Here is a 13802-nt window from a genome sequence, read left to right on the forward strand (position 1 = left end):
TGGCGGATCAGCCGCCGGTCATGTTCATGAAACGCACCACTTGCACGTCGTCGTTCACTTCAAAATTGTGCCGGTAAGGCTTCAGCTTCATCGCTTCGATAATGGCTTTCTCCAGCCGTTCCGGTTGACCCGGATGAGCCCGCAGCACCGCTTTCAGATCCACCGAATGCTCGTTCCCCAGACACAGTAGCAAACGCCCCTCGACCGTCAGCCGCACCCGGTTGCAGGTGCTGCAGAAATTGTGGCTGTGGGGCGAAATGAACCCCAGCCGGATGTGCGGCGCTTCGGCCAGCCGCCAGTAACGCGACGGGCCCTGGGTCGATTCGGCGGAGTCGATCAGGGTGTAGCGCTCGGCGATCTTTTCGCGCACTTGGGTGCTGGAAAAGAACGACTCGGCGCGGCTGTGTTCGCTGATGATCCCCAGCGGCATTTCCTCGATGAAGGAAATATCCAGATCCCGCTCGATGGCGAACTGCACCAGATCATTGATCTCGTGATCGTTGCGGCCCTGCATCACCACGCAGTTGAGTTTAGTGCGGGTAAATCCGGCGGCGTGTGCGGCGTCGATGCCGTCGATCACCTGGCCCAGGTCGCCGGTGCGGGTCATCTGCTTGAAGCGCTCGGCATCAAGGCTGTCGAGGCTGACGTTGAGGCGTTTGACCCCGGCATCGAACAGCGGGCTGGCGAGTTTGACGAGTTGCGAGCCGTTGGTGGTCAGGCACAGTTCGCGCAGGCCGGGCAGGGCGGCGATCTGCTTGCACAAGCCGACGACGCCGGGGCGAATCAGCGGCTCACCACCGGTCAGGCGGATCTTGCGGGTGCCCAGCGCAACGAAGCTCTGCGCCAGTTGATAGATCTCCTCCAGCGTCAGCACCCGTTGGCGCGGCAAAAACTGCATGTCTTCGGCCATGCAATACACGCAGCGGAAGTCGCAGCGGTCGGTGACCGACATGCGCAGGTAGTCGACGCGGCGGTTGTAACCATCGATCAAGACGCGCTCTGACATGACAGCCTCGCTTGGGTGAAATCCGCTATTGAAGGGATCGGGTCGGTGCAGGTTATGAGCAACTTGAGAAAGCGTCCAATCACTCTTAATGACCGGCCGATTGATGCTGTCGATGATGAAATAATTATTTGGAATTTTGCGCTGCTTAGTTTTGCAAGTGTCCGTATTTAAAGGGTTTAACGCCGTGATAGATGCTTTCGATAACGCAGTCACTAATAGCGATTAGACAAGGTTTTGCAGCGGTTCCTATCCTTGGCCCCGTCAAACGAAACGACCGCTTTTTAACTTGAAAGCCAGTCGTCGCTGTTTAAACCCGATCAGGTTTTTGCCTGTGTGCATCGTCATGGAGAAGTCCCATGTCACAAGTCGACCGTTACAAACCCTACAAGGGCGCCGCTGCGGGTTGGGGCGCTGTCATCAGCCTCACCAAGAACTGGCTGGGCAGTGAAAACGCCCTGAAAAACATCCGCGCCATGCTCAAGACCAACCAGAACGGCGGCTTCGACTGCCCCGGTTGCGCCTGGGGTGAAGCACCCGGCGCGAGCATGCTGAAGTTCTGCGAGAACGGCGCCAAAGCGGTGAACTGGGAAGCCACCGGCCGCCTGGTCGATCCGGCGTTCTTCAACAAGTACACGGTCTCGACCCTGGCCGAGCAAAGTGATTACTGGCTTGAGTATCAGGGCCGGATCACCCATCCGATGCGCTACGACGCGCGGGTCGACCGCTATGTGGAAACTACCTGGGACGACGCCTTTGCGCTGATCGCCAAGCACCTCAAAGGCCTGAAATCGCCCCACGAGGCCGAGTTCTACACCTCGGGTCGTGCCAGCAACGAAGCGGCGTTTCTCTATCAGTTGTTCGTCCGCGCCTACGGCACCAACAACTTCCCGGACTGCTCGAACATGTGCCACGAAGCCAGTGCGGTGAGCATGGGCGAGAGCCTGGGCGTCGGCAAAGGCACGGTGGTCTATGAAGACCTGCACCACGCCGACGCGATTTTCGTGATCGGCCAGAACCCCGGCACCAACCACCCGCGCATGCTCGAACCGCTGCGTGAAGCAGTGAAACGTGGCGCCCAAGTGGTGTGCATCAACCCGCTCAAGGAGCGTGGACTGGAGCGCTTCCAGAATCCGCAGAACCCGATCGAGATGCTCAGCAACGGCTGGGAAGCGACCAACACCGCGTACTTCCGCCCGGCACTGGGCGGCGACATGGCGATGATTCGCGGCATGGCCAAATTCCTGCTGGAGTGGGAGCGCGAAGCCCAGGCCACGGGCGGCGAGCCGGTGTTCGATCACGCGTTCATTGCCGAGCACACGTCGGGCCTCGACGGCTATCTGGCCGAAGTCGATGCCACGAGCTGGGAGCACATCGTCGAGCAGTCCGGCGTGCCGCTGCATGACATCGAACTGGCAGCGCGCATGTACGCCCGGGCCAAGAGCGTGATCATGTGCTGGGCCATGGGGCTGACCCAACACGTGCACTCGGTGCCGACCCTGCAGGAAGTCATCAACCTGCAACTGTTGCGCGGCAACGTCGGCCGTCCGGGCGCCGGGCTGTCGCCGGTGCGCGGCCACAGTAACGTGCAGGGCGACCGCACCATGGGCATCAACGAACTGGCCCCGACCGAGCTGATGGATGCTCTGGAGAAACGCTTCAACTTCAAGGTGCCGCGCATGCACGGCCACAACACGGTCATGGCAATTGGCGCCATGGAGCGGGGCGACGCCAAGGTGTTTATCGGTCTGGGCGGCAACTTTGCCCAAGCCACGCCGGACACCCCGCGCACCCACGCCGCGATGCGCAAACTCGACCTCACCGTGCACATTTCGACCAAGCTCAACCGCAGCCATCTGGTGACCGGGCGTGATGCGTTGATCCTGCCGTGCCTGGGCCGTACCGACATCGATGTCCAGGCCGAAGGTCCGCAAGGCGTGACCGTGGAAGACACCTTCAGCATGGTGCATTTGTCGTTCGGTCAACTGAAGCCGAAGTCGGCCCACCTGAAATCCGAGCCGGCGATCATTGCCGGGATCGCTGCCGCCACATTGGGCAAGCACCCGATCGACTGGGAATGGGCGGTGGGCGACTATGGGCGTATCCGCAACCTGATCGCCGACGTGATTCCGGGCTTCGAGAATTTCAACGAGAAGCTGCTGATCCCCGGTGGTTTCCACCTCGGCAACAACGCCTCCGACCGGGTCTGGAACACCGAATCCGGCAAAGCCCAGTTCACCCCGTGTGTGCTGCCGGAACATCTGATCAGCGAAGGCGTGCGCAACCTGCCGGTCAAACCGCATCTGATCCTGCAAACCATGCGTTCCCACGATCAGTACAACACCACGCTGTACGGCCTCGACGACCGTTATCGCGGTGTATACGGGATGCGCGACGTGGTGTTCGCCAACGAACAGGACATCCGCCGACTCGGTTTCGAACCGGGGCAAAAGGTTGATCTGGTGGCGCTGTGGGGCGACGAGCGCGAGCGTCGGGTCAGCGGTTTCACCCTGATCGCCTACGACATTCCCGCCGGGCAGGCTGCCGCGTACTACCCGGAAACCAACCCGTTGGTGCCGCTGGAAAGCTACGGCGACCGCACCTACACGCCGACCTCCAAATTCGTGGCGATCCGCCTCGAAGCGGCCGAGGCGAGCAACCTGATCCCGTCGTCGGTGGCCTGACCGAACCACGCGATCCAACCCTTTTGCATTTTGACTGGCTGCAGGCGTTCGCGCCTGGCGGTGGCCCGGCCGTGTGCTGCCGCTTTTCAGCCTTGATGAGGACATCATCATGTTCAACCTGGAGGCACTGGACCTGGCGCGAATTCAATTCGCGTTCACGGTTTCGTTCCACATCATTTTCCCGGCGATCACCATTGGTCTCGCGAGTTTCCTGGCGGTGCTCGAAGGCCTGTGGCTGAAAACCCGTAACGACACTTACCGCGATCTTTACCACTTCTGGTCAAAGATCTTCGCCGTCAACTTCGGCATGGGCGTGGTGTCGGGGCTGGTCATGGCGTACCAGTTCGGCACCAACTGGAGCGGATTTTCCGACTTCGCCGGCAGCGTCACCGGGCCGTTGCTGACCTATGAAGTGCTGACCGCGTTCTTCCTCGAAGCCGGGTTCCTCGGGGTGATGCTGTTCGGCTGGAACCGCGTGGGCCGTGGCTTGCACTTCTTCGCCACGGTGATGGTCGCTATCGGCACGCTGATTTCGACCTTCTGGATTCTCGCCTCCAACAGCTGGATGCAGACCCCGCAAGGCTTCGAAATTGTCGACGGCCGGGTAATGCCGGTCGACTGGCTGGCGATCGTGTTCAACCCGTCGTTCCCGTTCCGTCTCGCGCACATGGCGATTGCCGCGTTCGTCGCCACGGCGTTCTTCGTCGGTGCTTCGGCAGCCTGGCATTTGCTGCGTGGCAACGACAGCAAACCGGTGCGCAAGATGTTTTCCATGGCGCTGTGGATGGCGCTGATCGTGGCGCCGATTCAAGCGGTGGTCGGTGACGCCCATGGCTTGAACACCCTGGAGCATCAGCCGGCAAAAATCGCCGCCATCGAAGGCCACTGGGAAAACGCCGACAACGGGCCGACCCCGTTGGTGCTGTTCGGCATCCCGGACATGCAGGCGGAGAAGACCAAATACGCGATCGAGATTCCGTACCTCGGCAGCCTGATCCTCACCCACAGCCTCGACAAGCAGATCCCGGCGCTCAAGAGCTTCCCGAAAGAAGACCGGCCGAACTCGACCGTGATTTTCTGGAGCTTCCGCGTGATGGCCGGGCTGGGGATGTTGATGATTCTGGTCGGTGTGCTGGGGCTGGCGCTGCGGCGCAACGGCAAGATCTACCGGCATCGCGGCTTCCAGCGGCTGGTGCTGCTGATGGGGCCGAGCGGACTGATTGCGCTGCTGGCGGGGTGGATCACCACCGAAGTCGGGCGTCAGCCGTGGGTGGTGTACGGCCTGATGCGCACCCATGACGCCGCGTCCCATCACTCGGTGGCGCAGATGAGCACGTCGCTGGCGCTGTTCGTCGTCATCTACTGCTCGGTGTTCACCGTGGGCATCGGCTACATGATGAAACTGGTGAGCAAGGGCCCGCAGCCGCACCACGAACATCCGCCCGAAGGCACTCAGGTGCAGACCCCGCGCCGGCCACTTTCGGCGGTCACCGACAACCTCGAATCCGCGACCCGGGTCCACTGAAAAAGGAGTGTTGAGTCATGGGTATTCAAGGTATCGATCTCTCGTTGATCTGGGGCGTGATCATTGCCTTCGGGGTGATGATGTACGTGATCATGGACGGCTTCGATCTGGGCCTCGGGATCCTGTTCCCGATGATCAGCGACGAGCAGGAACGCGACGTGATGATGAACACCGTCGCACCGGTGTGGGATGGCAACGAAACCTGGCTGGTGCTCGGCGGCGCGGCTTTGTACGGCGCGTTTCCGCTGGCGTACGGGGTGATTCTGGAGGCGCTGTATCTGCCGTTGATCTTCATGCTCGCGGGGTTGATTTTCCGCGGTGTGGCGTTCGAGTTTCGCTTCAAGGCGCCGGCTGAAAAACGCCATCTGTGGGACTGGGCGTTCATTGGCGGTTCGCTGCTGGCGACGTTCTCCCAGGGCGTGGTGATCGGCGCGTATGTGGCGGGGATTCCGGTGGTGGATCGGCAGTTTGCCGGTGGCGGTCTCGACTGGCTGGCGCCGTTCCCGCTGGTCTGCGGCGTCGGTCTGGTGATCGCCTACGCCTTGCTCGGCAGCACCTGGTTGCTGGTCAAGACCGAAGGCATGCTCGAATCGCGGATGCGCCACTACAGCCGTCCGCTGGCGTGGCTGTTGCTGGCGATGGTGGTGGTGATCGGCGTGTGGACGTTGCAACTGCATCCGGAACTGGCCAGTCGCTGGTTCAACCATGCGCACCTGACCGTGTTCGCCGGGCTGGTGGTATTGGCGGTGCTGGCGCTGTTCGGTCTGTTGCGTTCGCTGCGTCAGCGCCACACCCACTGGCCGTTCGTGTTCACCCTGGTGCTGATGTTCCTCGGTTACATCGGTCTGGCACTGAGCATCTGGCCGAACATCATCCCGCCGTCGGTCAGCCTGTGGGCGGCGGCTTCACCGGCCACCAGCCAGCTGTTCGCCCTGATCGGCGCGCTGTTTATCCTGCCGGTGATCCTGATGTACACCTTCTGGAGCTACTACGTGTTCCGCGGCAAAGTGAGGATTGGCGATGGCTACCATTGAGATGCGTGAAGTGAAAAGCCGCTGGTACAAACGCCTGGGCTGGTTGCTGTTGATCTGGTCCGGCAGCGTGGTTTCGCTGGCGGTGGTGGCGAGCCTGCTGAAGCTGGCGATGTACGCGGCGGGGATGAGAACTCATTGACCATAAAAAAACCGGAGCCTGGCTCCGGTTTTTATTGCGCGGGATTTACTCCCCGCCAAACATCGCAGTCCAGTAAATCCCGGCACTGCTCTTCGGATCGACTGCGTAGGCAGCGCCAAGCTCACGATATTGAGGGTTCATCAGGTTGGCGCAATGACCGGGGCTGGCGAGCCAGCCGGCGACGACCTTCTGCACCGTGTCCTGGCCGGCGGCGATGTTCTCGCCGACCTGCTGGCCGCTGTAGCCGGCCAGTTCGGCGCGGTCGCCGGGAGTGCCGCCGTTGCGGTCCTTGTGGTCGAAATAATTGTTGTTGGCCATCTCGCGGCTGTGTTCCTGGGCAACGCCGCCAAGCACCGCGTTCCATGCCAGCGGCGTGGTCGCCGCGAATGCCTGACTGCCGCACTGGCGCGGTTGGGCGCGGGCGGCATTGAGTTGTTCGAGGAGTTTCTGGCCTTCCGCCTGACCGTCGCCGAGGCGGGCCGACAGCAGCGGTCGGGCCAGAGTGATGCGCCAGTCACGGTCGGCGCGACTGACACCGATATCGACGAACTGCGGATCCAGCACCACCTGACAGAAGCTCTCCTGAATCGCCTTCATCGCCGACGCCGCGTCCCGTGGTCCGTTCAGGGTGATCGCCTGCACGTTGACCATCGGGTAGCGAGCGCTGGACATCGCCTGCTGCAAATCCACCACGCCGGTGGCCGGCAGAATCAGGCGCGGATCGGCCGACAGCGGCGGCAATTCGCTGGACGCCTGGCTGCCACAACGCTGCGGCTGGCTGCGGTAGCTGTTGATCGATTCGATCAATTGCGACTCGTCGGTGGCCATGGCCGAAGTGGCCAGCGCCAGGCCCACGGACAACGCGGCGAGTCGCAGAACGGATGGCATGAAGCGCATGGAAATCTCCCTTGGGCTGAGTGCGCACATCATGCGCGAAAGGGCCCCGGTTGGTGCAATGTCTTTTTCTTCATGGCACGGATTTTTCTGCGGAACGATCCTGTGAAAATTGCCGTCTACACTTCGCGAAGAGCCCGGGATCCGGGCGTCTCAACCACGTAACACTTTGCCCGCAGCGGGCCCTGCCGGAAGAATGATCATGGGATTGAACGGGTTGCTTTGCTGTCTTGCGTTGACCCTGCTGAGCGGTACGGCACTGGCCACCGATCAGGCGCCGATCAAGGAAAAGGCTGAAGCGAAAGCCGAAGTACTGGAAGAGAAAGCGGCCGACAAACCCGACGCGCCCCCGGCACCCAAATCCGAAGCCATCACTCCGACCGAAGCCCAGGCGGTCGACCCCGCCGGCGCTGCGCCGCTGGACGATCCGATCACCTGTCTGGCACGCAGTATCTATTGGGAAGCCAAGGGCAAGGACACTGCCGACATGGAAGGCGTGGCCAGTGTGGTGATGAACCGTCTCGGGCATGACGGCTTTCCGGGCACGGTCTGCGAGGTGGTCAAGCAGGGCTCGGAAACCAGGAGTTGCCAGTTTTCCTGGTGGTGCGACGGGCGTCCGGATCAGGTCAAGGAGGACGCCGAATACGCGCTGGCCAAGGAAATCGCCGGCAAGGCCCTGAACCGCCAGCTCACCGACCGCACCCACGGCGCGCTGTATTTCCACGACCGTAACGTTCATCCGAGCTGGGCGAAGGAATACAGGAAAACCGCCGAGACCAGGAAGTTTCTGTTCTATAAGCCCGCTGGCGGGGATGCGCGTTAGGCGCAGACTTCGCGCACACAATGGCGCCGTTCGCACTGCATTTTCCTTGTGGGAGCGAGCCTGCTCGCGATAGCGCCCGGGTCAGTCAGTTTCATCAGTGCCCGACACAACCCATTCGCGAGCAGGTTCGCTCCCACAGGGAAACCTTGGCGAAATCAGTCGCGGGGTTGTCGGGCCGGAAAGAACAGTTCAAAGCAGGTGATGCCGTCAACACTGCTGACGCTGTAGCGGCCCTGATGCAATTGCATGATGGTCGCGACAATCGACAGGCCCAGCCCGTTGGATTGGGCCGAGCGCTCGCGGGACGGATCGACGCGGTAGAAGCGTTCGAACAGCCGCGACAGGTGTTCGGCAGGAATGGTCGCCCCCTGATTGCGTACCCGCAGATAACTGCCGTCCGCTTCAGCCACGGCCTCGACCTGCAACGTCGAATCCGCCGCGCCGTACTTGATCGCATTGGCGCACAGATTGGCCAGCGCTCGGCGCAGCAGCATCGGCTCTGCCCAGATCACACCGCTGCCACTGGCCTCGATGGTGACGCCGACATCGGCGGCCAGCCCTTCGAAGTAATCGGCAATGCGTTGCATCTCATCGCTGGCGTCCAGCTCCTGCCGCTGACTCAGCGCGCTGGCCGGGTCGGTGCGGGCGAGAAACAGCATGTTGTCGAGCATCCGCGCCAGCCGTTCGAGTTCTTCGACGTTGGAGGCGAGCAACTGCTGATAGGCGTCGACGCTGCGGTTCTGTTGCAGGGCGACCTGGGTCTCGCCGAGCAGGTTGTTGATCGGCGTGCGCAGTTCGTGGGCCATGTCGGTGGAGACCTGGCTCAGTTGCGCAACCCCTCGGTCAAGCCGGTCAAGCATCGCATTGAAAGCTTCGATCATCGGCTGCAATTCCCGGGGCGTGCCGTGGCGGTCGAGGCGTTCGCCGAGGTTGGCGATGCCGATCCCGTGGGCATGCCGGGCAATCCGCCGCAATGGCAGCAAACCGCGATACACCAGCAGGCAGCCGACCAGCGCCAGCACAATCGCGGCCAATGAAGCGAGGCCGTACACGCTGAGCCGATAATTGGCGAGCATTGCCGTGCGCTCGGTCATCAGGCGTCCGGTGAGCACCTGCAGGTTGCCCAGATCGCCCGAGTCGATGGTCGCCGCCACCGCCGAAAATGGCACACCGTCGACGCTCGGCAAGTGCTGTACATCGCTCAGGGCCATCGGGTGATCGATCGGTACGGCGGGCAAGTTCGGGGTGGCGAGGTTGCCGGGGTTGACCACCAGCAACGGCGGCTGGCCGGGTGCGCCGATGGTCAGCAAGGCTTCGCGGTTGCCGAGCATGTTCTGAAACAGCGCCGGCTTGTTCTTGATCAGTTCCAGGGTGTTGCTGTCGTTGAGGAAGGTGCGCAACTGATCGACGCGACTGACCAACTGGATGTCGTCGCGGCGAATCAGAGCTGCTTCCAGTTGGTTGTACAGCGCCGCGCCCAGGCCTGCCAGCGCGGCGAAGGCAAGCACGGCGAAGACCAGCGCCAGGCGCAAGGTCAGGGAATACGTGCCGGCGATTTTCATGGCTGGGTATCGAAGCGGTAGCCGATGCCGCGCACGCTGTGGATCAGCTTGAGCGGAAACGGATCGTCGATCTTCGCCCGCAGGCGGCGCACGGCGACATCGACCACGTTGGTGTCGCTGTCGAAATTCATGTCCCACACCCGCGAGGCGATCAGCGAGCGCGACAGCACTTGCCCGGTGTGGGTGGCGAACAGTTGCAGCAGGGCGAATTCCTTGTTGGTCAGGGTGATCCGGTTGCCGGCGCGGCTGACCCGGCGCTTGAGCACGTCGATCTGCAGATCGGCCACCTGCAATTGCTCTTCTTCATGGATCGGCCCGCGCCGGGTCAGGGTGCGCAGGCGTGCCACCAGTTCGGCGAAGGAAAACGGCTTGATCAGGTAGTCGTCGGCACCCAGCTCCAGGCCTTTGACCCGGTCGGCGATGTCGTCGCGGGCAGTCAGGAACAGCACCGGCGTGTCGGTCTCCTTGCGCAGCCGGCGCAGCACTTCCCAGCCATCCATTTTCGGCATCATCACGTCCAGCACGATCACGTCGAAGTCGAACTCCAGCGCCAGGTGCAGACCGTCGGCGCCGTCCCGGGCCAGGCTCACGCTGTAGCCCAGTTCCTGCAGGCCGTTGAGCAAGTAATTGCCGGCCTTCGGTTCGTCTTCGACAACAAGGATATTCATGGCTACTGCGCCTCAATGGTCGTTGGTGCAGCCGCTGCCTTGCACTTGATAGTCCAGCACATGTTCACGGCCCTGGTGGTCGAGGTAGTCGAGCTGCGCGGGGATCACGCCGCAGGCCTGGGAAATATCGGTGCTGGAGAGGACTTTGTCGACATCCAGGTGCACGAAGAAGCCGGTTTTGTCATGAATGACGGCAGCGTCCGGCGCAGGTGCGGCGAACACGGAACCGGTGGCGAGGAGGGCGGTGAAGGCGAGGATCAGGGTTTTCATGATGGGTCACTCGAATCGTTGAAGTTGATCGGCGTTCTGGCCGGGACAACTTCAAGCTACCGGGCGATCCGCTCGGCAAACCGACAACTCGATGACAAATCTGTAATAAACCGAACCTGTGGGAGCCAGCGCACTCCCACAGCGTATTCAGCTGGCGTGGGTGCTGAGAATGCTCGCGATCTGTTGTGGCTGGCAGTTGAGGTACGGCGAGGATTTCAGCCACTGCTGATCCGGGTACCAGGAGAACATGAATTGGCCGTTCTTCAGGCTGTCTATCACCCGTTTGGCAACCTGCGGTCGCACCGCCGGGCAACCCTGGCTGCGGCCCAGGCGGCCGGTACGTTTGCTCCAGAACGGGTTCACGTAGTCGGCGGCATGGATCACGATGGCGCGGTCACGGGCCATGTCGTTGATGCCCGGTTCCAGACCGTCCATGCGCAGCGAGTAACCGTGGGTGCCCTGGTAACTTTCCTGGGTCCGGAACAGGCCGAGGCTGGACTGGAAACTGCCTTCACGGTTGGAGAACCGGGTGGCGAAATTTTCCCCGGAGTTCGAGCCGTGGGCGACCAGATCGCGCAGCACCAGTTTTTTCCGCGTCAGGTCGAAGATCCACAACCGGCGCTCGGTGGACGGCTGCGAATAGTCGATGATCGCCAGATGACGAGACTGCTTCGCGCCGTTGTTGATCGCACATTGCATGGCGCTCAAGGCACCTTTCAGCGCCTGGGGATTGAGTTCCGGAGCGGCGTGCGCGAGGCTGGTGTAGAGAACCGGCGAAGAGGTGCCGGCGGCAAAGGCTGGGCTGGTCAGCACGCCAAGGGCGGTGGCAGTCAGCAGAAGTCGGCGCAAAAACGTCAACATTTAAAGTGAGTCTCCACTTGCTACTTGTTTGGCACTTAGGCTCCTGACGTCCAGTCGTTCCCGGCAAGCCCGCGAATCGGGCCTGACTGTGCACCGCACCTGAGGTAAGGTTGACCGTCAATCAAGACGGCCATGGATTGGAGTAAAGCAGTTGTTCAAAAAGTACGCATGCTACTTGAGCATTTGTTTGCTCGCTGCGCCGTTTGTCGCTTGCGCCGAAGAGCCGTTGCCGGGACTCCCGACGATGCCGCCCGTGCCGACGGAAATGCCCATCGAGCCGCAGAGCCCGCTGCAGGCTGCGCTGATCAGCCTGCCCCAGGCGTGCCCGACGATCGGCACCAGCCTCAGCGGCCCGGCGCTGGATCAGTTGCGCGCGTTCTACCAGCAGCAGGACTGGCTGCCAGTGTGGGCCGATGGCGGGCAATTGCCGGCCTTGCATGCGCAATTGCAGCTGTTGGCCGACGATGGCCTGAACCCGAAACGCTATCCGGTGGCGCTCACCGCGCCGCAGGATGGAGAACTGTGCGCCGATATCGAGATCAGCCGCTATTACCTGCAAGCCCTGCAGGATCTGCATTACGGCCGCCTGTTGCAATCGCACTTCGAACCGCTGTGGCATTCCGACGAAACGCCTCGCGACCGTCAGGCTGAATTGCTGGCGATCGCCGTGCCGGGCGTGCACAACGTTCCGGCTGCCTTCGATCTGGCCCGGCCGCAGTTGGCGCAGTACCAGAACCTGCGTCATCTGTATGCCGCGCAGCGCCTGCAAGCCCTGCCTCAGTGGACGTCGGTGGGCAACGGCCCGTTGCTGCGTCCGGACATGGAAGACAAACGCGTGCCGGAACTGGCCCGCCGGCTCTACAGCGAAGGTTATCTGAGCAGTGTGGTCGGCACGCCGGACAACGCTTATCACGGCGTATTGGTGGAGGCGGTGAAGCGTTTTCAGGCCAACCATTCGTTGCAGGCAGACGGGGTGGTCGGGCCGGGAACGATTGCCGAACTCAACATCAGTCCGCTGACTCGCCGTGAACAGTTGCGGGTCAACCTAGAACGTTTCCGCTGGATGGCCCAGGACATGGAGCCGGACGGTCTGCTGGTCAACGTCGCCGCGGCCGAGCTGACGCTTTATAAGGGCGGCCTGCCGGTGTGGCAGACCCGCACCCAGGTCGGGCGCGCCGAACGCCAGACCCCGCTGCTCAAATCCCGGGTCACACGCTTGACCTTAAACCCGACCTGGACCGTGCCGCCGACGATCTGGAAGGAAGACAAGCTGCCGGAGATCCGCAAGGACCAGACCTTCCTCAGCCGCCAGAATCTGCAAGTGCTTGACGCCAACGGCCAGCCGCTGGCCGCCGCCGACATCGACTGGGACAACCCCGGCAACATCCTCCTGCGTCAGGACGCCGGGCCACGCAACCCGCTGGGGCAAATGGTCATTCGTTTCCCCAACCCGTTTTCGGTGTACCTGCACGACACGCCGAGCAAGGCGCTGTTCGACAAGGGGCCACGGGCGTTCAGCTCCGGCTGCGTGCGGGTCGAGCATCCGATGAAGCTGCGCGATTTGCTGCTCAGCCCGGCGGAGAAGGCGCGCACCGACACCTTGCTCGCCACCGGCACCACCCATGAATTCCGCCTGAGCAATCCGGTGCCGATCCTCATGACTTACTGGACGGCACAGGTCGACGGCCAGGGGCGTGTGCTCTACGCACCGGACATCTACAGCCGGGACAGTGCGTTGCTGGCCGGGCTGGACCGGGCGCATTGATCCTCAGTGGCTGGCGCGTTTCCAGAAAAACCGCGCCAGCCACGCATCCACGCTCAACTTGCCGGCCCCGGTAAACACCAGCGGCACCAGCGCAGCCAAATAAATCGCCGGCAGCTTGAAGTTGCCGAAGCCCTTGTTGGTGATCGCATAACCCTGGGCCAGTTCACTCAACGATGACCAGTCCGCCGGCCAGTGCACGGCAGCGGTGGCGACGACGGTCACGACAATCAGCGAAATCGCCGAAATCCGCGTGCCGAATCCGATCAGGATCGCCAGCGCGCAGATCAGTTCGGCCCACATCGACAGTTCCCAGTTCAGCGTGGCCGGCAAGTGGTCGAAGGGAAACGGGAACCGCTCCTGAATGTCTTCGAACCAGTTCTGGCCGTTGAATTTCTCCAGCCCCGATTCAAAAAACTCCCAGGCGATGAACAGGCGCAAGGTCAGCGGCGCGAGCCACTGACCGGCGCGGTCGAGGTTCACATGCAGGCCTTTGACGGCCGACGAGAGAGCTGTGGTCATGGGAAGGCTCCATTCATTCAAAAGAAAATGGGGCACCGACGTGCCCCGTAAAAAA

General features: G+C 62.2%; 13 protein-coding genes. 6 read left to right on the forward strand and 7 right to left on the reverse strand.

The window, feature by feature from the left end; translation table 11 throughout:
• Positions 1–7 precede the first annotated feature (7 nt).
• Complete coding sequence (gene moaA / locus CAF76_RS21660; protein ID WP_085648351.1) at positions 8–1006, reverse strand: GTP 3',8-cyclase MoaA; 999 nt, start codon at positions 1004–1006, stop codon at positions 8–10.
• A gap of 356 nt (positions 1007–1362) precedes the next feature.
• Here moaA and CAF76_RS21665 point away from each other — a divergent pair, with 356 nt between their 5' ends.
• The 4 genes from CAF76_RS21665 to CAF76_RS21680 all read left to right on the forward strand — a co-directional run bounded on the left by CAF76_RS21665 (position 1363) and on the right by CAF76_RS21680 (position 6385).
• Positions 1363–3687 carry an FdhF/YdeP family oxidoreductase gene (locus tag CAF76_RS21665; protein ID WP_085648352.1) on the forward strand — a complete coding sequence of 775 codons (2325 nt, stop codon included), beginning with the start codon at positions 1363–1365 and terminating at the stop codon, positions 3685–3687.
• A gap of 109 nt (positions 3688–3796) precedes the next feature.
• Positions 3797–5212, forward strand: coding sequence for a cytochrome ubiquinol oxidase subunit I (locus CAF76_RS21670; RefSeq protein ID WP_085648463.1), 1416 nt, complete (start codon positions 3797–3799; stop codon positions 5210–5212).
• A 17-nt stretch (positions 5213–5229) separates the two neighbouring features.
• Positions 5230–6246, forward strand: a complete 1017-nt coding sequence (gene cydB / locus CAF76_RS21675; RefSeq protein WP_064597494.1) for a cytochrome d ubiquinol oxidase subunit II — start codon at positions 5230–5232, stop codon at positions 6244–6246.
• Positions 6233–6385 (forward strand): DUF2474 domain-containing protein, encoded by a 153-nt coding sequence (locus tag CAF76_RS21680; protein ID WP_074688757.1) that lies wholly within the window; start codon positions 6233–6235, stop codon positions 6383–6385. The genes cydB and CAF76_RS21680 overlap by 14 nt, the downstream gene beginning before the upstream one ends.
• Positions 6386–6430: 45 nt before the next feature.
• Here CAF76_RS21680 and CAF76_RS21685 read toward each other — a convergent pair whose 3' ends face one another.
• Positions 6431–7282, reverse strand: coding sequence for a CAP domain-containing protein (locus tag CAF76_RS21685; RefSeq protein WP_064597492.1), 852 nt, complete (start codon positions 7280–7282; stop codon positions 6431–6433).
• Between the two features lie 199 nt (positions 7283–7481).
• Here CAF76_RS21685 and CAF76_RS21690 point away from each other — a divergent pair, with 199 nt between their 5' ends.
• On the forward strand, positions 7482–8102 hold the full coding sequence (locus CAF76_RS21690) for a cell wall hydrolase (protein ID WP_085648353.1): 621 nt from the start codon (positions 7482–7484) through the stop codon (positions 8100–8102).
• A gap of 155 nt (positions 8103–8257) precedes the next feature.
• Here CAF76_RS21690 and CAF76_RS21695 read toward each other — a convergent pair whose 3' ends face one another.
• From CAF76_RS21695 to CAF76_RS21710, 4 genes are all read right to left on the reverse strand, one after another.
• Positions 8258–9664, reverse strand: coding sequence for a heavy metal sensor histidine kinase (locus CAF76_RS21695; protein ID WP_064597489.1), 1407 nt, complete (start codon positions 9662–9664; stop codon positions 8258–8260).
• A complete protein-coding gene (locus tag CAF76_RS21700) occupies positions 9661–10332 on the reverse strand; it encodes a heavy metal response regulator transcription factor (RefSeq protein ID WP_039767117.1) in 672 nt (223 codons plus the stop codon). The genes CAF76_RS21695 and CAF76_RS21700 overlap by 4 nt, the downstream gene beginning before the upstream one ends.
• Before the next feature lie 12 nt (positions 10333–10344).
• Positions 10345–10602 carry a DUF2790 domain-containing protein gene (locus tag CAF76_RS21705; RefSeq protein ID WP_064597487.1) on the reverse strand — a complete coding sequence of 86 codons (258 nt, stop codon included), beginning with the start codon at positions 10600–10602 and terminating at the stop codon, positions 10345–10347.
• Between the two features lie 147 nt (positions 10603–10749).
• Positions 10750–11463 carry a murein L,D-transpeptidase catalytic domain family protein gene (locus CAF76_RS21710; RefSeq protein WP_064597485.1) on the reverse strand — a complete coding sequence of 238 codons (714 nt, stop codon included), beginning with the start codon at positions 11461–11463 and terminating at the stop codon, positions 10750–10752.
• Positions 11464–11614: 151 nt separating this feature from the next.
• Here CAF76_RS21710 and CAF76_RS21715 point away from each other — a divergent pair, with 151 nt between their 5' ends.
• A complete protein-coding gene (locus CAF76_RS21715) occupies positions 11615–13228 on the forward strand; it encodes a murein L,D-transpeptidase (RefSeq protein WP_085648354.1) in 1614 nt (537 codons plus the stop codon).
• Between the two features lie 3 nt (positions 13229–13231).
• On the opposite strand, the gene CAF76_RS21720 is transcribed toward CAF76_RS21715, so the two are convergent.
• Positions 13232–13747 (reverse strand): DoxX family protein, encoded by a 516-nt coding sequence (locus CAF76_RS21720; RefSeq protein WP_085648355.1) that lies wholly within the window; start codon positions 13745–13747, stop codon positions 13232–13234.
• Positions 13748–13802: the final 55 nt, after the last annotated feature.

The sequence above is a fragment of the Pseudomonas sp. B40(2017) genome (assembly GCF_002112855.1).
GTDB classification, from domain to species: Bacteria; Pseudomonadota; Gammaproteobacteria; order Pseudomonadales; family Pseudomonadaceae; genus Aquipseudomonas; species Aquipseudomonas pharyngis.